General features: G+C 57.9%; 19 protein-coding genes. 6 read left to right on the plus strand and 13 right to left on the minus strand.

The features are described from left to right. On the plus strand, positions 1-1,257 hold the full coding sequence (locus SIB64_RS01750; RefSeq protein WP_413441624.1) for a type II secretion system F family protein: 1,257 nt from the start codon (positions 1-3) through the stop codon (positions 1,255-1,257). 281 nt (positions 1,258-1,538) lie between these two features. Here the strand turns inward: SIB64_RS01750 and SIB64_RS01755 are convergent, their stop codons facing one another. Continuing rightward, positions 1,539-2,840, minus strand: coding sequence for an NAD(P)/FAD-dependent oxidoreductase (locus tag SIB64_RS01755; RefSeq protein WP_413441625.1), 1,302 nt, complete (start codon positions 2,838-2,840; stop codon positions 1,539-1,541). Further along, complete coding sequence (gene msrB, locus SIB64_RS01760) at positions 2,770-3,273, minus strand: peptide-methionine (R)-S-oxide reductase MsrB (RefSeq protein ID WP_413441626.1); 504 nt, start codon at positions 3,271-3,273, stop codon at positions 2,770-2,772. The genes SIB64_RS01755 and msrB overlap by 71 nt, the downstream gene beginning before the upstream one ends. A gap of 41 nt (positions 3,274-3,314) precedes the next feature. Here msrB and dusA point away from each other — a divergent pair, with 41 nt between their 5' ends. Further along, complete coding sequence (dusA, locus tag SIB64_RS01765; RefSeq protein WP_413441627.1) at positions 3,315-4,322, plus strand: tRNA dihydrouridine(20/20a) synthase DusA; 1,008 nt, start codon at positions 3,315-3,317, stop codon at positions 4,320-4,322. A gap of 6 nt (positions 4,323-4,328) precedes the next feature. Here the strand turns inward: dusA and SIB64_RS01770 are convergent, their stop codons facing one another. The 7 genes from SIB64_RS01770 to SIB64_RS01800 all read right to left on the minus strand — a co-directional run bounded on the left by SIB64_RS01770 (position 4,329) and on the right by SIB64_RS01800 (position 11,765). Beyond that, positions 4,329-4,958, minus strand: coding sequence for an RNA recognition motif domain-containing protein (locus tag SIB64_RS01770; RefSeq protein ID WP_413441628.1), 630 nt, complete (start codon positions 4,956-4,958; stop codon positions 4,329-4,331). Between the two features lie 146 nt (positions 4,959-5,104). Then, a complete protein-coding gene (gene argH, locus SIB64_RS01775; RefSeq protein WP_413441629.1) occupies positions 5,105-6,514 on the minus strand; it encodes an argininosuccinate lyase in 1,410 nt (469 codons plus the stop codon). A 31-nt stretch (positions 6,515-6,545) separates the two neighbouring features. Continuing rightward, entirely contained in the window at positions 6,546-7,889 is a 1,344-nt protein-coding gene (locus SIB64_RS01780) for a PP2C family protein-serine/threonine phosphatase (RefSeq protein WP_413441630.1), read from the minus strand. A 106-nt stretch (positions 7,890-7,995) separates the two neighbouring features. Next, entirely contained in the window at positions 7,996-9,660 is a 1,665-nt protein-coding gene (gene ftsY / locus SIB64_RS01785; protein ID WP_413441631.1) for a signal recognition particle-docking protein FtsY, read from the minus strand. Then, entirely contained in the window at positions 9,660-10,298 is a 639-nt protein-coding gene (nusB, locus tag SIB64_RS01790; protein ID WP_413441632.1) for a transcription antitermination factor NusB, read from the minus strand. Before nusB ends, ftsY begins: the two co-directional genes overlap by 1 nt. A gap of 4 nt (positions 10,299-10,302) precedes the next feature. Then, positions 10,303-11,037, minus strand: a complete 735-nt coding sequence (locus SIB64_RS01795; RefSeq protein ID WP_413441633.1) for a DUF502 domain-containing protein — start codon at positions 11,035-11,037, stop codon at positions 10,303-10,305. A gap of 65 nt (positions 11,038-11,102) precedes the next feature. Then, a complete protein-coding gene (locus SIB64_RS01800) occupies positions 11,103-11,765 on the minus strand; it encodes an HpsJ family protein (protein ID WP_413441634.1) in 663 nt (220 codons plus the stop codon). 36 nt (positions 11,766-11,801) lie between these two features. Between SIB64_RS01800 and queG the strand changes: the two genes are divergently transcribed. From queG to SIB64_RS01815, 3 genes are read left to right on the plus strand one after another with little or no spacing between them, the layout of a single operon-like run. Next, complete coding sequence (gene queG / locus SIB64_RS01805; protein ID WP_413441635.1) at positions 11,802-12,767, plus strand: tRNA epoxyqueuosine(34) reductase QueG; 966 nt, start codon at positions 11,802-11,804, stop codon at positions 12,765-12,767. 16 nt (positions 12,768-12,783) lie between these two features. Continuing rightward, positions 12,784-13,680 carry a tetratricopeptide repeat protein gene (locus SIB64_RS01810; RefSeq protein WP_413441636.1) on the plus strand — a complete coding sequence of 299 codons (897 nt, stop codon included), beginning with the start codon at positions 12,784-12,786 and terminating at the stop codon, positions 13,678-13,680. A 45-nt stretch (positions 13,681-13,725) separates the two neighbouring features. After that, positions 13,726-16,212 carry a DNA gyrase/topoisomerase IV subunit A gene (locus tag SIB64_RS01815; RefSeq protein ID WP_413441637.1) on the plus strand — a complete coding sequence of 829 codons (2,487 nt, stop codon included), beginning with the start codon at positions 13,726-13,728 and terminating at the stop codon, positions 16,210-16,212. A 15-nt stretch (positions 16,213-16,227) separates the two neighbouring features. On the opposite strand, the gene purF is transcribed toward SIB64_RS01815, so the two are convergent. From purF to dnaN, 4 genes are read right to left on the minus strand one after another with little or no spacing between them, the layout of a single operon-like run. After that, the gene (purF, locus tag SIB64_RS01820; RefSeq protein WP_413442822.1) at positions 16,228-17,730 is read right to left on the minus strand and encodes an amidophosphoribosyltransferase; all 1,503 of its coding nucleotides are present in this window, start codon (positions 17,728-17,730) and stop codon (positions 16,228-16,230) included. After that, positions 17,717-20,029, minus strand: coding sequence for a phosphoribosylformylglycinamidine synthase subunit PurL (gene purL, locus SIB64_RS01825; RefSeq protein ID WP_413441638.1), 2,313 nt, complete (start codon positions 20,027-20,029; stop codon positions 17,717-17,719). The genes purF and purL overlap by 14 nt, the downstream gene beginning before the upstream one ends. Before the next feature lie 50 nt (positions 20,030-20,079). Beyond that, on the minus strand, positions 20,080-20,829 hold the full coding sequence (locus SIB64_RS01830) for an RNA methyltransferase (RefSeq protein ID WP_413441639.1): 750 nt from the start codon (positions 20,827-20,829) through the stop codon (positions 20,080-20,082). 1 nt (position 20,830) lies between these two features. Further along, complete coding sequence (gene dnaN, locus SIB64_RS01835; RefSeq protein WP_413441640.1) at positions 20,831-22,009, minus strand: DNA polymerase III subunit beta; 1,179 nt, start codon at positions 22,007-22,009, stop codon at positions 20,831-20,833. A 29-nt stretch (positions 22,010-22,038) separates the two neighbouring features. Here dnaN and SIB64_RS01840 point away from each other — a divergent pair, with 29 nt between their 5' ends. Then, positions 22,039-22,311, plus strand: a complete 273-nt coding sequence (locus SIB64_RS01840) for a hypothetical protein (RefSeq protein WP_413441641.1) — start codon at positions 22,039-22,041, stop codon at positions 22,309-22,311. The last annotated feature ends 101 nt before the right edge of the window (positions 22,312-22,412 follow it).

The following is a 22,412-nucleotide window of genomic DNA, read 5'->3' on the forward strand; positions in this document are numbered from 1 at the left end:
ATGGCCTCATTCACCGCCAACTATCTGGGATCCGCCGGCCAGACCCGGACGATCACAATCAAGGCCGATGACCTGACGGAAGCGAAACGACTGCTGAGACGACGCGGGATTCGTGCAACGGACGTCAAAGCAAGTCAAACCAGCCAGAACGCCAAAGGCAAAAACGCAAAAGAAACAAATGGAGTGTTTTCATTCGACATCAACAAAGCCTTCGAAAAACCGCCAGGAGTGAAAGAAAAAGCAGTCTTCGCAAGCAAGCTGGCAGCTCTTGTTGATGCAGGTGTTCCGATCGTGCGCAGTCTCGATCTGATGGCCACACAACAGAAACTGCCGATGTTCAAACGTGCTCTGACCAAAGTGAGCCTCGATGTCAATGAAGGCATTTCACTCGGGGCTGCCATCCGGCAATGGCCAAAGGTGTTTGACCAACTCAGCATCGCCATGGTGGAAGCCGGTGAGGCCGGTGGTGTTCTAGACGAAGCCCTGAAACGCTTAGCGAAACTACTGGAAGACAACGCCAAATTGCAGAACCAGATCAAAGGAGCCCTCGGTTATCCCGTGGCGGTTCTGGTGATCGCCATTCTTGTATTCCTGGGAATGACCATTTTCCTGATTCCCACTTTCGCTGGAATCTTTGAAGACCTGGGCGCTGAACTACCGGCTTTCACGCAACTGCTTGTGGATCTCAGCAATCTTCTCCGGTCGATGGTGGCGGTGTATGCCGTCGGTGGACTATTGATCCTGATCTGGCTTCTGAATCGTTACTACAACACACACAACGGTCGACGAACGATTGATCGACTGACGCTGAAAGTACCCCTGTTCGGTGAGCTGATTCTAATGACAGCCACAGCCCAGTTCTGTCGCATCTTCAGTTCACTGACACGCGCAGGTGTACCAATTCTGATGTCCATGGAAATTTCCAGCCAGACAGCAGGAAACTCAATCATTTCCGATGCAATTCTCAATTCACGTTCCCTGGTGCAAGAAGGAGTGTTATTGAGCACATCACTAATCCGCCAGAAGGTTTTACCAGATATGGCTCTGAGCATGCTTTCAATCGGAGAAGAAACCGGGGAAATGGACAAAATGCTCAGCAAAGTAGCTGACTTTTACGAAGATGAAGTGGGGGCGATGGTGAAGGCACTCACATCAATGCTCGAGCCAGCAATGATTGTAGTTGTTGGAGGAATTGTTGGCTCAATCCTGCTAGCAATGTATTTACCGATGTTCACCGTATTTGATCAAATTAAATAGTATATGATTTTTAAAGTCCTTTCCTTTTCTCAAGCAGAAAATTTTTATTGGCAATAATTCATTTTATTTATTTAATTTAATACATCTTTTTGGATCTTACAAATAGCGTCAACGTCTTCACTCCTAAGTTGCTCAAATTAATTTAGTTTCCTTAATAGTTAATCGCTTAAACAGTTGCCCTCCTCTCACCAATCGACGCAGATCAAATCAGCCGATATTAACAAGCAAGAAAGCGGACAATTTCTCAACTCAGTACGACAACAGCTTTCGCTTATCTGCACTTAATCAACTGCGGCCGAGGCCGCAATCGCCTGACCCGCTAGCCAACCGCCACTCCAGCAAGCCTGAAAGTTAAAGCCACCGGTCACCCCATCCACATCCAGCAATTCACCAGCGAGGTACAACCCAGGACAACGCCGACTTTCCATGGTGGCCAGGTTCACTTCGCCCAGGTCCACCCCACCAGCGGTGACGAACTCCTCTCCGAACGGCCCACGCCCCTTAATCGACAGTCGCTGGGCGCAAAGGTTCTCCACCAACTGACGCTCCGCCTTTAAGGGCAGATCGGCCCACCGCAGGTTTCCATCCACTCCAGCCATCACCAGAAAGGCTTGCCACAACCGACGCGGTAGATGCTCAAACGGCTTGGCTGCCGCAAGGGTGCGCCGGGCCTGCTCCTGACGCCACCGCTGCAGCCGCTGCTGGACCTGCTGGTGCCCAAGGCCAGCGCTCCAATCCACCTTGAGCTCTCCTTGATAGCCGCTCTGATGAAGTGCCCTCGCCGCAAAGGCCGAGAGCCGCAGCGTGGCCGGACCGCTCAGACCGCGATGGGTGATCAGCACCCGACCGATCTGTCTGAAACGCTGATCATCCAGCTTCAGATCAAGGCTCACATCATCGATGGCGATCCCGCTGCAAGGAGCCAGCTCCCTGCCCTGAAGCGACAGGCTGAACAGGGATGGCACCGGCGGAACAACGCGATGACCAAGGGCCTCTGCCATCTTGCGACCGCTGGGATGTCCGCCGGTGGCGAGCATCAGTTTGTGAGCCCGCAACGGTTTCTCTAGGCCGCGGCCATCAATCTGAAAACCGCCTTGTGGGTGCAAACTCACCTGCTGCGCCATGGCCCGCGTCCGTAGCTGCACCCGTGAAGCCTTGGCTGCGTTCTGCAGACACTGAATCACAGCCTCAGAGCTGTTCTGCTGCGGAAACATCCGACCATCCGGCTCCTCAACGAGTGTGAGCCCATGCTCATCGAACCAGGCGATGGCATCTCCGCAGGCGAAACGACTGAATGGACCACGCAGGGGACGGCTGCCTCGGGGGTAATGGGTTGCCAGTTCACGGGGGTCCCAGCAGGCATGGGTCACGTTGCAACGCCCACCTCCACTGATGCGCACTTTCTGCAAAGGCTCTGGCGTGCCCTCCAGGACACAAACCTGCCCCACCCCCTGCTCAGCAGCCGTGATCGCAGCCATGTAACCGGCAGGACCGCCACCGATAACCAGCAGATCAAGCGGGCTGGAAGCGCAGGGCAACTCCGTTGTTGCAGTAGCGCTTGCCGGTGGGCCGGGGACCGTCATTGAACACATGACCCTGATGCCCTCCGCAGCGTCGGCAGTGGTATTCCGTGCGCGGAATGATCAGTTTGAAATCTACTTTCGTCGCAATCGCCCGATCAATTGGCTTCCAGAAACTGGGCCAGCCGGTTCCGCTGTCGAACTTGGCCTCTGAGGAGAACAGCGCCAGGTCGCAGCCAGCACAGTGATAGGTGCCTTTGCGCTTTTCATCATTCAACGGACTGGTGAAAGGGCGCTCGGTTCCCTCCTGACGCAGGACGTTGTAAGCCGCAGGTGTCAGACGTTGTTTCCAGGACTCAGGACTGAGATCCCACTCAGAATCAGTGGCCTTGGAAGCAGCCAAAACAGCCTGAGGCCTCCAGATGGAGCCGCAAACAGCAGCCGTCACGGCATGAAGTAAGGAGCGACGGGAGAGAACGGCAGCGCTCAAGGACATCGATCCTGATGGGTTTGAACTTTGGCGGTTCTAATGGATTGATGACGACAGCCGATCCAAGCGTCCAACCTGCTTATCGCTTCAGCGTGGCGCCGATGCTCGACTGCACGGACAGGCATTTCCGAGTACTGATGCGTCAGATCAGCCGCCATGCCCTGCTCTACAGCGAAATGGTGGTGGCGCAAGCGCTTCACCACAGCCAGAGACGCGACAAATTGCTCGATTTCGATGCAGTGGAGCATCCGATCGTCTTGCAGGTGGGGGGCGACGATCCAAGCTTGCTTGCCGATGCTGCACGGATGGCATCGGACTGGGGGTACGACGAGATCAACCTGAACATTGGATGTCCCAGCCAGAAAGTTCAGGCAGGCAATTTCGGCGCCTGTCTGATGGCGGAGCCGGATCTCGTCGCCCGATGTGTGGAGGCAATGCATTCCGCCACAAGCGGTGAACTGCCTGTCACCGTCAAGCATCGGATCGGAATTGATGATCTCGATAGCGATCTGCTGCTGACCGCCTTCGTGGATCGAGTGGCAAAGGCCGGTGCCTGTCGCTTCGCGGTCCATGCCCGCAAAGCCTGGTTGGAAGGGTTGGATCCCAAGCAGAACCGCACGATTCCGCCCCTGCAGCACGAACGCGTCGTTGCTCTGAAACAACGACGTCCGCATCTAGTCATCGAAATCAATGGCGGGCTGGAAACAACAGACGACTGTCTGAAGGCACTCCAGAGTTGTGATGGCGCCATGGTTGGCCGTGCTGCCTACGCACACCCACTCCGCTGGAGGGACGTGGACACCATGATCTATGGAGACAGTCCACGTCAGGTCCTGGCATCAGATGTGGTGGACGGATTGATCCCCCACGCTGCAAAACATCTCAACAGAGGTGGTCGACTCTGGGACCTATGCCGACATCTTGTTCAGTTGGTTGAAGGAGTCAAAGGAGCACGCCGCTGGAGACGTGAGCTCGGAGAACGAGCCCAACGCAAGGGAGCTGATTTAGAAGTGCTGGAGGAGGCCAAGCGGCAACTGCGAGACGCTGGCCTCTAGAGAGCTTCAGCCCTCAGCGCCTCCATAGCTGGAATAATCATCTCCACCAGAACTTCCACCACTGGATGAACCGCGGCGACGGCGGCTGCGCCCGTCGTCATAACCGCCGCCCCCTGCATCACTTGGGGGGCTACCAGCATTGCTGTCTCTAGCCCCGTAGCTGCGATCTTCCCAGCCGCGAGCACCGGAACGACGTTCACCAGCGTCCTGTCCGCCGCCACCGCCGTAACCGCCACCACCACCGTCGCGGCCGCCACCGCCATATCCACCACCGCCTCCGCGATAGCCGCCACCGCCGCCGTAGCCGCCTCCACCGCCACCGCCACCGTAGCCACCGCCACCGTAGCCGCCGCCACCGCCGCCGTAGCCACCACCACCGCGTCGAGGAGCACTCCCTCGAGGCTCAGCCTTGTTGATTCTGAGAGGTCGACCCATCAATTCGGCGCCCTGCAACCCTTCGATTGCCGCCTCTTCAGTTGCTTCATCTGACATCTCCACGAAAGCGAAACCACGCTTACGTCCGGTGTCACGCTCCAATGGAAGGGCACAGTTCATTACCTCACCGAACTGGGCAAACAGCTCGATTACATCTTCCTGCTCAGCGCGGAAGGGGAGATTGCCGACGAAAATACTCACGTTTTAAGTGGACCGGGTACGAATGGAAGGACCGAAGAAAGGACCTGGAACATCGCCATAGATCCATGACTTCGAAAGAGAAGCGCGTACCTTTGGCTCCATAAGCGTAGACCCGTCTGCGCAACTGAGGCATCCCTTGCAGGAGATCAAGCTGTTCCGTTGAGTAAATCAGACCAGCGCGCTAACTGTTCCTCAACTCGAACGAAGCCGGTCCCCCCCTCGCTAGTCCTTGCTGCGACAACGGCTCGAGGAGCCAAAGCAGCATGCAGATCAGATTCAAAGGCGGGATGCAGGTCCTTCCAATCCGACAAGCTCAGATCGCGCAACAGACATTTCCGCTCCAGGCAGCGGCGCACCACTGCTCCCACCAACTGGTACGCCTCGCGGAACGGCACACCCTTAGACACCAAATAATCCGCAACATCGGTGGCATTCGAGAAATCGCGTTCAACCGCTTGTTCCAAGCGCTCGGCGCGAAAGTAAAGACCTTCCTCGAATAAGACCGCCATCGCTTCAACACAATCGCGGGTGGTGCGAACGGCGTCGAACAGAGCCTCCTTGTCTTCCTGAAAATCCTTGTTGTAAGCAAGGGGAAGACCTTTGATCATGGTGAGCAAAGCCTGGACGTGGCCGAAAACCCTCCCGCATTTTCCGCGCACCAGCTCAGGCACATCAGGATTTTTCTTCTGCGGCATCAGGCTGCTTCCAGTCGCACAACGATCACTAAGGCGAACAAATCCAAACTCCTCTGATGCCCAAACGATCACCTCCTCTGCCAGCCGACTGAGATGTGCCATCACGAGGGAAGCTGCCGCGGAATACTCAACACAAAAATCCCGATCACTTACAGCATCCAAACTGTTGAGATAAATCCTTTCAAATCCCAGGTCTGAAGCGGTCATCCGCCGATCGATCGAGACGGGCGTGCCCGCTAGAGCCGCAGCACCAAGAGGGCAGACATTGACACGGCCTCGAACATCCCGAAGCCTGTCCCGGTCACGCTGAATCATCTCGATATAAGCGAGCAGATGGTGGGCAAGGCAGAGCGGCTGTGCCCTCTGTAGGTGGGTGTAACCGGGAATCAGGGTGTTGCGATGCTGTTGCGCCTGCAGCAGGAGTGCATGCTGCAGGCGGTCAAGGTCTCCATCCAATTCATCCAAACGGCGCCTCAGCCAAAGCCTCAGATCGGTACCGACCTGATCATTGCGACTTCGGCCGGTATGCAGCTTCTTGCCCACCGCTCCGAGCAGCGCAATCAGGCGACGCTCAACAGCGAAGTGCACATCTTCATCCTCAAGACCTGGCTGAAAACGACCCTGCGCAGCTTCGGTGCGAATGGTTTCCAGCCCCTGCACCAGCTGATCGGCTTCTTCGCCGTTGATCACACCACAACGGGCCAACATTCGGGCATGGGCGATCGATCCGTCGAGATCCTCCTGAAGCAGGGTGAGATCAAAACCAATCGAAGCGTTGAAGACTTCGATGAACGGATGCAAGCCCTCCTCAAACCGATCGCTCCAGGTCGCTTCGGAACCGCCAGTCACACCACCTGCCATCGGACGATCTGCACCTGAACTCCTCAGCTTGTCAGGCCAGTGGACGCACTCCGACACTGGGGAGTGTGACCGCCTCGGGTACTTTCAAAACCACCATCGAAGCGTCGTCTTCCAGTTGACGATCCCGACCGACAAAGCGATCGAGCCGTTCAAACAACGTTTCCAGAATGCCCTGGGATCCCTGGCCACTCCGACAGGCACTCTCCAGTGCACGGATCAACCGGGCTTCATCAAAGCGATCACCCGTGATCCCAGGGGCCTCGGTGACTCCATCGGTGTAATACAAGAGCACGTCCCCAGGTTCCAGACGGACTTCACCACTGCAGTAGTCCGCCTCTGGCTGAAGACCGATCAGCAAGCCAGCGGCATCCAACCGGTTGATGCAGCGCCGTTCAGCACACCAAAGCAATGGTGGGTTATGGGCAGCATTGGCAAATCGAAGCTTGCGGGTTCGCGGATCGAAATCGGAATAAAACAGCGTGACGAATCGATGGGACTGAGCCAGGTCCTCCTGGGCCAGCTGATTGAGATCGTGAAGAATGCGGTCCGGGGGAAGACCACTGAGCACCTCAGCCCTGAGCATGCCGCGCAGCATGGTCATCAGTAGTCCAGCAGGCACTCCCTTGCCCATGACATCCCCCATCACCAGAGCCCAACGCCCCCGTTCCCGCCTGCGCCCCATCAATTCCGGCCGAGTGGGGATGAAGTCGTAGTAGTCACCTCCCACCTGAAAGGCCGGCCGGCAACGGGCTGCCAACTCCACGCCCTCAATCACCGGGCAGCGATCAGGTAGCAACTGGGCCTGAATCTCGGCCCCGATGCTCAGCTGTCGGTCAACCCGTTCGTGGCGACGGGCCTCCTGCAACATCTGATCATTTTCAATTGCCACCCCTGCGAGATCGGCCACCAACTGCGCGTGGCGACGATGCACCTCTGTCCAGACCAACTCACCACGGCGATCAAACACGTAGAGCCGGCCCCGCGGTCGACCACGAGCCACCACAGACGTGGCGAACATTCCGGCCCGCGGCAGCAACCGCTGGACCAAACGGTCCATATCAAGCAGCAGACTTTCTTCCGTACCAAAACCTGCGCTGTGACCCGGTTCAAACGCAGAAAGACGCCTTAACAACTCCTGACAGGGTTCTGCAGGAACCGCCTGAAGCTGATCGCGCCATAGACGACCATCCGCCTGGAACGGAACAAGCAAGGCCCCTTCAACCGTCAGCAGCCGCGATGCCACCACTGGCACGAGCTCCAGGAAGCGATGCAGATTGGTGAAACTGCGCAACGCAAATGCGAGGGACACCAACAAGTCCTGATTACGTCGTTGCTCGCGGCTGAGACTGTCAAACAGTTGCCGCAGGGACGACATCGCCTGCGGCGTGGGATTCGAGCTCCGGAGCTGTGGTGCTGGATGTCGACGTGGTGGCTTGCTGCTCACGGCTCAGCCACCGATGGGGCTGCAACGTAGCAACGGTTCAGCGACCGGCCAGCAATGCCTCCACGAATTCAAAACTGTTGAAAGGGCGCAGATCCCTCAGACCTTCTCCTGCACCGATGAATCGAATCGGCAGACCAGCTTCGGAGGACACTGCGAGAGCCACACCGCCACGGGCGGTGCCATCCAATTTCGTGATGACAACTCCTGTGAGTCCAGCCGCCTGGGCGAAGGCCATGGCCTGACGAAGACCGTTCTGGCCCTGACTGGCATCCAGCACCAGCAATGATTCCACTTTGGCTTCCGGAGCAAGGCGGTCAATGATCTTCCTGACCTTCTGAAGCTCCTCCATCAGGTTGTGTTTGGTCTGAAGGCGTCCAGCGGTATCCACCAGCAGAAGATCGGTGCCGCGCGAACGCGCAGCACCGATTGCATCGAACACCACTGCAGCGGGATCGGCATTGTCGCTGGGGTTGGAAACAACGGGCACATCACTGCGTTCACCCCAAACCTGCACTTGCTGAACCGCAGCGGCCCGGAAGGTGTCCGCCGCCGCAATCAGAGCGGAGTAACCACTCCGAACAGCAAGATTGGCCAACTTGCCGAGGGTGGTTGTCTTACCGACACCATTGACGCCAACCATTAGCCAGATGTTGAGGCAACCCCGTTCCGGGGCTAGAAGCTCAAGACCGCTCTGCTCGATCGGGGCATCCAACAAACCCCGCAACTGTTCCTTGAGGAACCGGATTCCCTCCTCTGGATCGACCACGTCCTGGTTCATGCGCTGCCTCAGGGCACCGAGCACCTGATCCGTGGCTTGCACGCCGGCATCAGCACGCAAGAGAAGCATTTCCAGATCGTCGAGAACCTCTGGGGTGAGTGGATCATCGCCCAGATTCTCCAATAGGCCGGTGACAAAGCCCTGACGGGTCTTCTCAAGCCCGCGGCGCAACCGACCAAGCCAGTCGATCTCCTCAAGAGACACTTCGTCGGACTTCCGGCCCTGAGCAGCAAGAACTTCTGCTGACCAGGTGAAATCCTCATCGAAGGCACCCAGTTCAGGATCAGCTGCATCGATCGGAGCGGCAGTGGGCCGCGGAGCAGGAGTGGAGACAGGTGTCAGAGCAGCGGCACGAGCGTTCTGCTCCTCGTGCCGCTGCTGGCGTTGCGCCGCAGCCATTTCCAGCAGAGACAGACCAGCTGCTGAGGGAGCAGGCTCCGGTTTTGGCGTGGTTTCAGCCGGAACAGGAGGTTCATCAACCAGAAGCATCGGCTCAAGGTCCGGCGTCGAAACGGTTGAATCAAACGCAGACGGAACACCAACAGGATCTGATTCTGGAGAAACCAGGGGTTCCGGAGGATCCGTCGCCGTCGAGAGGGGTTCGGCCTCAGCTGTTGGAGAGGGTTCAGGCGCAGCGGATGGTTCCGGTTGAGAGGCAGTGGCTGCCTGCTGTGCCTTTAGCCGGGCATAGGCCTCTCGCGCCCAGACCAGGGCTTCGTCCTCTTCGGTGGTTTGCAAGGAGTCGGGCTCGCCACCCGTCACGGGTTCTTCATCAGCCTCTTCAATTGAAGAGTGTTCAGGCGCAGACGACGACTGTTGACCATCCGTTGATTCTGCTGATTCCCCACTCGACTCGGGAGCGGATGGCGCCTGACCCTCTGTCTCCGGTTGATCGGGCCGGCGATTGAACCAATCAAAAACCATCAGGCCGAGGCAGTCGCTGCCGCATCATGAAACCGCCTGAGCACACCGTTGATCATGCGCCGACCTTGTTCATCGCTGTAGCGATTCGCCAGTTCAACGGCCTCATTAAAGGCAACAGGAGCTGGTGTGGAGAGATTTTGAAGATCAACCACGGCGAGGCGCAGGATGTCGCGATCAATCCTCGGCAGGCGGCTCAAACGCCACCCCTCCATCACAGCGTCCAATCCTGAGTCAATACTTGAACGATGTTCCAGAACCAGAGCGACCCTTTGCATGGCTGCCTGACGGATGTTCTCTTGGTCCCCCAGCAGCAGCAAACGCGGCAGTTCCATACAGGCCGAAAGACCATTCAGCACCTGTTCGGCTGAACCAAGGGCAATCCGCAGGTGCGAACGAATCGATTCAACCGGAACGGCTTGGCCTTCCTGCAGCTCACTGTCCAAAAGACCCTGCTGAGCCTGTTCCAGTTCGCTGGCACCCGCATCGAGCGTTTCCCGCCAATGCTGCATCAGGCTGTCGAGCGCTTTCTGAAGCAGGCTTTCCATCGGAAGATCCTGCGATGCCCTTTTTTTCTGCTGATCGGGAACCTGACCCAAAACAAGCAGTGCCAATTCACGGGAAAGAGATCTTGACTGCATCAGATCAACTCGTGGGTGAAACAGACGAGCGCAACTGGGCCATCAGACTCGAAAAACTGCGATTCACCGGTGCTTCCCTTTCGTCAGGATTGACAATGCCGGCCGAAATAATCGTTCGGAAGGCCTCTTCAACACTGATATCAAGCTCACGAACAGATTGTTCAGGAACCAATGTGTACCAACCGGTCGTTGGATTGGGAGCCGTTGGGATGAACACGCTCAAGAGCGGTTGCTGAAGATCAGATTGCAGAGAAGGGCCAACCTCACCCGTAACAAAACCGACGCTGAACAAGCCCTCACGGGGATATTCAACGAGGACAACCCGGCGAAAACGACTGGAATTATCCCGAAGAAAGGTTTCTAGGAGCTGTTTAAGGGTTTTGTAGACCGAGCCTGCGAGGGGTATACGCGTCAGGGTTCCCTCGCCGAACTCCAGCAGCCAGCGACCGACGATGTTTCGGGCCATCAACCCGATCAACAGGATCCCCATCAGGGGAACTGTCAAACCCAACGCCAGATTGATCAGGTCCTGGAGCAGGGGGTTGAGCGTAATGAAGGGATTGAACTGCTTTGGAATCGATGTCAGGAACGCCAAAACAAAGCGGCTGACGATCGTTGACAACCAGATCGTCGTCGCCAGTGGGATCACCACGAGGAGACCGGCGATCAGATCATTTTTGAGATCTTGTCGAAGCCTCGCGGTCAACGGCAGATCCGGCCTGGGGTTGGACTGAACCAAGGAGCTTCGGAGCCCGGAGTCTGGTGGAATGAAACCAACCTAACCAGCACTCCGGACAGGTCGAATCAAAGAACGGCGGCGAGTGCGAGCAATGCGAAAGCGATCGCAAGGACCACAGCACTTCCCGTACCACCAATCAAACGCTGACTAGAAGCACGATTTTGCTGGGATTCCAGCGCCGTTTTCTGCTCATCGAACTGGGCGATCTGCGTGTCGACGAAATCCTCAGCGGCACGAACCTTGTCTTCTGCTGATGCATCAGCCGGCAGCTGACCAGCCTGTGCCAGCTGCTCACCAATCGCCTTGACCTGCTTTTCGTCCTCCCTGACCTTGCGAGCCTCCGTCAGGGTCTGACGCAGTTGCTCCAGGCGCTGGGCAGCCGGTCCTTCAGCGGTGTTCACACTGAGCGACATCGGCACAGCAATCACCATGCCAATGGTCAGGAGAGCTGAAACAACACAGATAATCCAGCGCAACGGCGTGAACCGCTGTTCAGGCAAATCAAGTCGGGAACCGATCAAGGAAATCAACAGGCCCATGAAGCCCATGGGTGCAATCGCCACCAACGGACCGATGACCTGAGGTCGTGCTGTGTCGTCCGACCAATCAATACCGGTGAGGACCGCAGACATCTGCAGCACCAGAACTACCACCATGGTGAGACCCAGCCACCGGAGGACGGGACCGAACCGTCCGTTCCCCGTGCGTCCCATCTCGGATGCGCTCACGTCAAGATGCAGAAAAAGCGCCCAACTTTACGTTCGATGATCGAGCGTTCCGTTGATCAACAGGACGACCTGAGCACTGCCCTGAAGCAACGGGCTCGAGAAGAGGGCTTCAATCCCGTCGGGTTGGCGCGTTTGCCTGGCAGTCCGCGACTGCGCCTGCGGACCCAGGCCCTTCAACGGTGGCTGGATCAGGGCCATCAGGCGGATATGGCCTGGATGGCCGCTCCCAGACGTCTGGATGCAAGCCAATTGCTTGATGGCGCAAGAAGCCTACTAGCCGTAGGCCTCAACTACTACGTCGCTGCCGAGACGCAGGACGGTTGCCTGAAAGTGGCTCGTTATGGGTGGGGTCGTGATTACCACCGCGTGGTGGATCAACGCCTGAGACGCGTTGGCCGTTGGCTATCCCAACAGCGTCCTGAAGCCAAATGGCGCGTTTGCGTTGATTCAGCCCCTCTTCTGGACAAAGCCTGGGCTGAGGAGGCCGGCCTCGGCTGGATCGGGAAACACAGCAATCTCATCCATCCCAGCCGGGGATCCTGGATGGTGCTCGGCCATCTCTTGACCACGGAAGACCTGCATCCGGATGAACCGTCGAGAAGCCTCTGCGGACGCTGCACAACTTGCATTGATGCCTGCCCGACCGGAGCGATCAGCGAACCCTTTGTGGTGGACGCCAGGAGTTGTCTGGCATTCCACACCATCGAAAACCGACAACCCGATCTGCCGGTTGCGATTCAAAACGCACTGGGACCCTGGGTCGCCGGCTGTGACATCTGTCAGGACGTCTGTCCCTGGAACCACCACAGCCTGCCCGCGTCGCATGACCCCGAAATGCAACCACGGGCGTGGTTGCTCGAACTCAAGCAATCGGATGTACTCCGATGGGATGACGTGACCTGGGACGACAAACTCCGCGGATCAGCCCTACGTCGGATCAAGCCCTGGATGTGGCGCCGCAATGCTGCATCAGCAAAGACGGATCAGCCCACTAACCTTTGAAGACTTTCTTTAAGTCATGGTCGACCGCAGCAGGACGCCCTCTCGATGGCGACAGCGCCTGGCTGCGACTCTGATCGGATTGGGTTGCCTGAGTTGGACCAGCCCAACCCATGCCCTTGTTCCTTACGTCTACATCCCGACGACGGAAGAACTGAAGGGTTCCTCGATGGGCATTGGCCGGACGGCTGCCCAACTTCTGCAACTCGGCCAACCCAAGGAGGCTGCGAAGTTGGCAGCCCTCGCTGTGCGACTTCAACCGGAAGACGAACGACTCTGGACGGTGCTTGCTGAAGCGCAATTGCGCAGTAATGAATTGGAAGAGGCCAGTCGCTCCCTTGCAGCAGCCAAGCAACTGAATCCCCAAAAGGCCGGTCTTTGGTTCGCCGAAGCTGCAATCGCACTACGCACCGAACGGCCTGATGAAGCGATCGACCTACTGGCTCGTGGTTTGCAGCTCGAACCCGATAATCCTGCTGCCTACTTTGATCTAGGGAACGCCCGGATCATGCGCGATGAACTGGAACTAGCTCTGAAAGCCTTTGAACGGGCCACATCCCTCAAGCCAGATTTCTGGGAGGCTCTTAACAATCAAGCCCTAGTGCTTTACGAAATCGGCAACCGGGACGAAGCGATTAGACGTTGGCGTCGCGTCCTGGAAATCGAAAACAATCCTGAGCCGATGCTGGCCCTGGCAGCAGCTCTGCATCAACAAGGCAACAACCGCGAAGAGGCTTTAAGCCTTGCAAACACTGCCCTTTCCAATGACCCTAATTACGTCCTGCCACCCCATCAAGTGGAACAGCTGTGGGGAGCTCGCATCCGCCAAGCAGCTGCCCAGCTGCTTGATCAAGAGGAGTTAGCCGATACGGTTGAACGTGCACAGGCCAACGCAACCTGGAAGAAAAACCGTTGACCATCTGTAGGCTGAGCGCCTTCCGCACTGGGATCAGCGGACGGAATGGCTGAGGAGCGCGTCGAACCGATTGCTCTGCATCAGGAGATGCAGCGTTCCTATTTGGAATACGCGATGAGCGTGATCGTGGGACGGGCCCTGCCCGATGCCCGCGATGGCCTCAAACCTGTTCAGCGCAGAATCCTCTACGCGATGCAGGAACTGGGACTCACCCCTGATCGCCCCTACCGGAAATGCGCCCGCGTCGTTGGGGATGTGCTTGGTAAATATCACCCGCACGGTGATCAAGCGGTTTACGACGCCCTCGTCCGACTCGTTCAAACCTTTGCTAGTCGCCATCCACTGCTCGATGGCCACGGCAACTTCGGCTCCGTGGACGACGATCCACCGGCGGCGATGCGATACACCGAAACCCGGCTTGCACCGATCGCCCACCAGGCACTGCTGGAAGAAATCGGCGACGACACCGTCGACTTCGCTGCCAACTTCGATGGATCACAGCAAGAGCCGACTGTTTTACCCGCCCAGTTGCCATTCCTCCTGCTGAACGGCTGCTCAGGCATCGCCGTGGGCATGGCGACGAGCATTCCTCCACACAATCTCGGCGAGGTAGTCGACGGGCTGATCGCCTTGATCCGCAAGCCAGATCTCAGTGACGAGCGCTTGCTAGAGCTGATCCCCGGACCCGATTTCCCCACCGGTGGTGAAGTGCTGCTCAGCAGTGGACTGCGGGACACCTACTTACGCGGGCGCGGCAGCATTCCGATGCGTGGAGTTGCCCACATCGAGGAAGTCCAGCCTGGTAAGGGACGCCACAAACGCAATGCGGTCGTGGTGACCGAATTGCCTTACCAACTCAGCAAAGCCGGTTGGATCGAAAAGCTGGCGGAATCTGTCAATGACGGCAAAATCGGCGGCATTGCCGACATCCGGGACGAAAGTGACCGGGAGGGCATGCGGGTCGTTGTTGAACTTCGCCGGGATGGCAATCCCGAGAAAGTGCTCGCTGATCTGCAGCGCCGCACGGCTCTGCAAAGCAATTTCGGCGCGATTCTGCTGGCCCTCGTCAACGGTCAACCGCAGCAGTTGTCACTGCGGCAGTTGCTTCAGACCTTTCTCGACTACAGGGAACTCACCCTGATACGCCGGACCAGCCACGCTCTTCGAAAAACCGAAGACCGGCTGGAGGTTGTTGAAGGTCTGATCACTGCACTGAACAACCTGCAAGCGGTGATCGCCATGATTCAGGAGGCTGCGGATGCAGCTTCGGCCCGCGCCAGCCTGATGGTGCGCCTTGATCTGACTGAACGACAGGCGGACGCGGTTCTCTCGATGCCCCTACGTCGCCTAACAGGACTGGAACAGGAAAGTCTGCGCAAGGAACTCGAGGAACTCCGACAGGAACGGGAACGGCTGAAGCTGTTGCTTGAAAACAGAGATCAGCTGCTGGATGCCCTGGTGGCAGAACTGAAAAAACTGCGCAAACGTTTCGCGACGCCACGCCGCACTCGCCTGGTGGAGGGCGGAGACGAGTTAATGGCAGAGCGGGCCGCCAGCCAGCGCCCCAACACCGAACTGTTGCGACAACAGGCTCTCGCTGCACTCCCCGGTGATGGTCGACTGCTGATCCAGGCGGATGGCCAGGTGAAAGTGATCAGCCCACAGGTGCTGGGCCGTCTTCACATCAATGAACCAATCGCCCTGGGCGATGAACCATCACCAGCCCGACTGATCCTTCCAATCGAACCACCCCCGAAGCTTCTCGCGATCAGTGAAGGTGGGCGTATTGCTCTATTGCGCTGGGAATTCGCCGGGCAACAACCAGGGTCCATCGACCGCTTCCTCCCCACCGGATTGGATGGTGATCCTGTGATCGCGATTGAACACCTTCCCGATGGAGATGCGGCCGACCGAAGCCTTGGGTTGCTGAGCAGTGATGGACGCTTCAAACGTCTTCCCCTCAGTGAAATCCTCGACCTTTCCGGTCGCGCCACCAGTGTGGTGAAGCTGAAGGAAGGGATCACACTCCGAGCAGCCATGATCTGCCGCAATGGAGCTGACCTGGTGCTATCCAGCAGCATTGGTCGGATGCTGCGTCTGCCGGTGACGGACGAATCATTGCCGGTAATGGGTCGACTGGCCCAGGGACCGATGACGATGCGACTATTTCCCGGTGAAAGCATCTGTGGCGGACTCTGCCTAGACAGCAAGGACGGCCAAACAACCGTGTTGTTGAGCACGGCTCAAGGGCGGATCAGCCGAATCGACGCCATGGAGCTGCGCCGTTGCCGTCGCGGCGACCTTGGTGAAATGGCCATCGAACTGGGAGACATCAAGGATCCGATCACAGCGATCCGACCAGGGCACGGTCTGATCGGGCTGATGACGAATCAGAAGCGGCATGGACGCGTCGAAGCTTCGAACTATGCATGTGTCGAAATCGGAGCTGAGTTCTCTGATCGAATCGATCTAAGGGCGGGGGAGCAGATCACCGATCTGATCCCTCTGCAGGGCTCGGAACCATCCAACTAACACCATGAACCCGGGTTACAACCGCCCCGCAATGCCAGCTGGTTCCTTCATCAATTTCGAAGCAAGCAGGTTCTGATCCATAGCAATCGGGTACTGACCATCGAAACAGGCAGTGCAGAAATGGCCTGACTCGGCTCGAGCTGCCTCGACCATGCCCTCCTTTGTGAGATACGCCAGCGAATCAACCTTCAGTTGCGCCTCGATCTCCTCGAGTGTGAGCTGGGCAGCAATCAGCTGGTCCTGAGTATCCGTATCGATGCCATAGAAGCAGGGATGAGTCACAGGCGGAGAACTGATCCGCATGTGCACTTCCGTGGCACCAGCTTCACGAAGAGCCACAACCAATTTGCGACTTGTCGTTCCCCGAACGATTGAATCATCAATGACAACGATGCGCTTACCTGAAAGAACATCCGGCAAGGGATTGAGCTTCACGCGAATCCCGGCCTCACGCATGGCCTGGGTAGGTTGAATGAAGGTTCGCCCCACATAGCGGTTCTTGATCAGACCATCGGCATAGGGAATGCCGCTGACCTGAGAGAAACCGATGGCTGCGGGAATTCCTGAATCGGGCACTCCAATGACCAGATCCGCATCCACAGCAGATTCCCGTGCCAGGGTCTGACCGATCCGTTGCCTGTAGCTGTAGAGGGACTCGCCGAAAAAGCGGCTGTCCGGACGAGCGAAGTAGATCATTTCGAACACGCAGAGGCGGTTCGGCTCATCACTCCATTGGACGCGGCTGGGTTCATCCACCCCCAGCTGAAAGTGAACCAGTTCTCCGGGCTGAACGTCATCGGTGTAGCTGGCACCAATGATCTCGAGGCCACAGGTCTCGCTGCTCACCACCCAGTGTCCGGAGTCAGGTTCCCCCAACTGACCAAACACCAGAGGACGGATCCCGTGCCCATCACGAACAGCAAACAGCCCATCAGGGGTTCCGATCACCAGGCTGAAGGCCCCCTTGCAGAGCTCCAGCGCAGCACGAATCGCCTCTGGCCAGTCAAGACCGCGATCCACAGCCTGTTGAAGCGCAAAGGCGATCAGTTCAGAGTCCGTTGTTGATGTGAACTCAGCCTGTCCGTCATCTACAAGCTGCCGTAATTCGGCAACGTTGACGAGATTACCGTTGTGGGCCAGAGCAAACGCTCCGAGCCGGGTCATCAGGACCACGGGCTGGGCATTGCAGACGCGACTGCTGCCAGTTGTTGAATAACGGTTGTGGCCGATCGCGAGATCACCGGGCATGCGCGCCAGCACGTCCTGGTCAAAAACCTGACTGACCAGGCCCATGTCCTTGTGCAATCGCACATTGCCGGCGTTGAAGACAGCGATGCCTGCGGACTCCTGACCACGGTGCTGAAGGGCGTAGAGACCGAAGTACGCCAAATTGGCCACGGGTTGTTCGCCCGCTAACACGGCGAACACACCGCACGCTTCCTCCATCCGATCGGGACGCTCCACCTCAAGCCGTTGCGCAGGGAGCATCGCTTTCAGAATTCCTTCATGATTCTGCATCACCCCGAAGTCGGCGCGGAAGACCCTCAGCATGAGCGCGGCGCAAGTGATCCACGCCCAGAGTCCAGATCTCACGATCACCAAGCCGCAGATGCAGCCGCGGCTGCTGGGTCACTGTTCCAAGCTCCGTGACCGGCAAGGACGTGCTGGAGACCAGTTTTTGCCAGTCGCCAAGGCGTTCCGCCTTGACGGAAACCACGATGCGAGCGCCTCCCTCAGCGAACAGGACCCGGTCCAGACGTTGCGGTAGATCTGGCCAATGCATCTCCACACCGAGATCGGACGCGATGCAGGATTCGGCCAGTGTCACGGCCAAGCCTCCATCGCTGCTGTCGTGGGCTGACGCCACAATCCCCATCGCAATGGCCTGGCGCACCAAAGCCTGAACCTCTGCTTCCAACTCAAGATCCACCCGCGGAGGACGGCCTGAGAGCGATCCACACACCATCTGCTGATAACTACTGCCAGCGAGCCCCAGCCGCTCATCCCCCTGCTCATTCAGCGGTACCCCCAACAACCAAACGGAGTCCTGCGCCTGGCGCCAAGCCAGACCCACCACTTGAGACACGTCTTCCACCAGGCCAACCATGCCGATCACCGGGGTGGGATGAATGGGCTGCAGACGTCCGTCATCGCGTCTGGTTTCGTTGTACAGGGAGACATTGCCTCCGGTCACAGGAGTCTTGAATCCACGGCATGCCTCAGCGATTCCGCGACAGGCCATGGCCAGCTGCCAATAGCCCTTCGCCGTTTCCGGGGATGGAAAATTGAGGTTGTCGGTGATCGCAAGCGGCTCGGCGCCCACGCAACTGAGATTTCGAGCTGCCTCGGCCACAGCTGCCATGGCACCGCGCTCGGGATCAAGAGCAACCCAGCGGTTCGGACAGTCCACGGTTGCAGCCACACCACGACGCTCTTCAAGCATCGAATGCTGCGAACGCAGGCGGATGACAGCTGCGTCAGCCGCACCGGAGGACACCACCGTGTTGGCAAGAACCTGCTGGTCGTACTGGCGATGCACCCATCGTTTGCTGGCGATCGTTGGATCATCCAGAAGCCGCAAAAGAACGGCAGCAGAGTCAGGCGGATCCGGTAGTTGGGATTCACTCCATTGCCAGCGCTGTTGAAGATCGGCCGGAGGCTGCTGCAACAGCTCATGGTGTTCAATCGGTGTGTCGTCAGCCAATGCCGTGGCAGGCACCTCAGCAGCCACGGCACCGCGATGCAGCACCCTGACCAAAGGCTCCTCAAGCACACGACCCACCACGGCCGCCTGCAAACCCCAGCGGCGGAACCGCTCCATCAAGGCGTTCTCCCGTCCCTGACGCACCACAAACAGCATCCGTTCCTGGGATTCGGACAACAGGAATTCATAGGGGGTCATCCCCTGTTCCCTGGCAGGCACACGGTCGAGGTCGAGTTCAACCCCAAGACCACCCTTGGCTGCCATCTCCGAACAACTACAGGTGAGACCAGCGGCACCCATATCCTGGGCGGCCACCACATCACCGCTGGCAAAGGCCTCGAGGCAAGCCTCAATCAATCCTTTTTCCAGAAAGGGATCGCCCACCTGCACCGCCGGTCGGTCATCCAGCGAATCAGCACTCAGTTCGGCACTCGCAAAGCTTGCGCCACCCATCCCATCGCGGCCTGTGGTGCTGCCCACATACACCACGGGATTCCCAATGCCGTTGGCGCCGGATTTGACGATCTCCTCGGTCTCCATTAAGCCAAGTGCCATTGCATTGACGAGGGGATTGCCGGAATAGGACGGGTCAAAACAAACCTCACCACCCACGGTCGGAACGCCGACACAGTTGCCGTAGTGGGCAATGCCAGCGACCACCCCTTCCATCAGGCCCACATTGACCGGATCGTCCAGCGGGCCGAAACGCAGGGCATTCAACAGGGCGATCGGCCGGGCGCCCATGGTGAAAATGTCGCGGAGAATGCCACCGACCCCTGTGGCCGCTCCCTGAAACGGTTCCACAGCAGAGGGATGGTTGTGGCTTTCGATCTTGAAGGCAAGTCGATGACCGCCACCAAGATCAACCACGCCGGCATTTTCACCAGGCCCAACAAGAATGCGTGGGCCCTCCGTGGGGAAGTCACGCAACAGCGGTCTTGAATTGCGATAACAGCAGTGCTCTGACCACATCACCCCAAACATCCCCAGCTCGACACGGTTGGGCGTCCTGCCAAGACGCCGACAGATCTCGTCCCAGTCCCTTGGCTTCAATCCCTCCTGTCGCAGCGCCGCTGCCGCGTCATATCCAGTTGCATCAGAAGAGGAAACCACGTATCACTGAGCGCTTCAACCCAGTGTTGCCGACGGCCTCATCGGGTCAGCTAAATCCAGGGATCCTGATCTCCTGAGTTCGACCCGCGTCGTGATCGCGACGCCCAGGCTGCGTCATCCCAATCCTCCAGTGGGTCATCGCGATCCAGTGCGTCCTGCTTGGGCTGCGATGGGGGCCCCGCCTCGTCATCCCAGGAGGGCTCCTCCAACCACCCTTCCAACCGATCGCCCGCCTGGTCGCCCATCTGCCGCAACTGATCACGCCAGCGCTGCGTGCGTTGCAGGAGGTCCTGCCGAACACTGGATCGCGCCAGGGGCAGATCTTCCAAACTGACGACCCCTGTGGAGACCAGGCCTGGCTGCTGATCAACAATTCGATCGGGGGTCAGTCGCCAGCGCGACGTGCCGGGTAAACGAGGATCGCTGCGCGCAACGAGGTAGTGACGAATCGCGCCGGTGGCGGTCTCAAACACCAAATCCACCACCGACGCCAGTCGTTCGCCATGGCGATCGAGAAGATCGGCATCCATCAATGTGGGCAAACGGTCCAGGGTGACCTGGTCGGTAAGGGACGGCTCACCACGCACGTAAATCTGTTGATCGGTCAATCCACAGCACTGATCCAGTCGCCAAACTTCCCGTGACAGCCGCAAGGCAGAAGGACGACTCACCCAACCGAGCAGACGATGCACAGGTGGATGCATCCAAGCCATCACCCCCGGTCCATGATCCAATCCCAGCTCACAACGCACCGTGTGATGCAGCAGATCACTGAGCAGCAACTGATCAGGAAGGCTCAAATCAGGATCGGATCTGGACAGGCATGACCAGATAAGTGAAACCGTCAGTTTCCTGCTCGGGTTTGAGCACCGCCGGCGTGGTCGGTGCATTGCAGTGCAAGACAACCCGTTCACTGGCCATGGCCTTCAGGCCGTCCAGGAGATACCGGACATTGAAGGCGATCTGCATCGCATCCCCACTCAGGCTGGCTGGTAAAGACTCGGATCCGCTGCCGACATCCTGGGCATCAGCACTGATCTGCACCAGGCCCTGATCGGGCTCACTGCTGAACTTGACAACGTTGTTGTGTTGATCCGCCAGAACCGCGATGCGTTCAAGTGCGGCAATCAAGCCTCGGCGGTCCAAGCCCAATCTGCGGCTGAAACCATCCGGGATGAGCTGTCGATAGTTGGGATACGTGCCTTCCAACGTGCGGCTGGTCACCATCTGATCAGCTGCGAGAAAGACCACTTGTCCGCGGTCGCAGAACAGGCTGACTGGTTCCTCTGAGCGCCATCCAGCCATTAAACGCTCCACCTCGCGGAGTGATCTGGCCGGGAGGGTGACCGCCAGATCTGCACTGTCCTCATCAGCGTTAGCACTGGAGTCGAGATCAACAGCTGGATCAACCTGCAATGCATCGTTGACCTGCAAAACGGCGAGCCGATGTCCATCGGTGGCAGCAGCTTCAAGAGAGCGTTGATTGAATTGAAGGTGCACTCCGGTCAACAACTGCTTGGCTTCATCAGCGCTGCTGGCAAACAAGGTGCCCTTGAGGGCTTCAACCAAGCCAGTGGCCTGAAGCTTGAGCGACTTACCACTCTCCACCATCGGTAGATCGGGGTAGTCATCAGCGGGCATTCCCCGCATCTGATAGTTGCCACTCAAACTTGTGAGCTGCACCTGTTCACCGGACTCTTCAGTGGCGAGGGTGATCGGTGAATCGCTTGACAAGCGGGAAACGATTTCACCAAGCAAGCGAGCCGGAAGTGTGATCGCACCACTCGCATCAACAGTGGCGGACAGTGATGTCTGGATACCGAGATTGAGATCAAACCCAGTCAGGCTCAATCGACCGGTACCGGCGTCAGCGGTCAAGAGCACATTGGCAAGAACCGGATGGGTCGGACGCGTCGCAACAGCACGACTGACGAGCTGAAGAGCTGCGTTGAGTTCCGACTGGGAGCAAACCACTTTCATCGTGCTTTTGAGCCAGGTCCCGATCGGAGTTGCACCACGGTTTCACAGGGCTGTGCGAAGTGCAATGGGATCCGTTTCTTTTTTTTGGTTGTTCTAAAGCTGTTTTATTGAAAAGAAAAAAAGAAAAAACAGCCGTAGTAGGGCCTGAGGAATCTGGGGAAATCGCGTTAGAAACAAGTGTTGACGGGGAGTTACAGGGTTTAAAACCGATGGAAAACAATTTCCCTGTTGTGGGGAGGATCGGGCTTTTCCACTTTTGCTCAGCCTGTGGAGAGCTGGGTTTTGAAATCGAGTTTGAGTAGAGGGGTGATTTCCCCAGGTTGTGGGGGTGGTTGTTCGACGTCTTCCTCAGTCGCTTTGTCGATTGTCAGGCTGGGATATGTCATGAAAAGCCATCAAAAAC

The organism is Synechococcus sp. MIT S1220 (assembly GCF_047303025.1).
GTDB lineage: Bacteria > Cyanobacteriota > Cyanobacteriia > PCC-6307 > Cyanobiaceae > Parasynechococcus.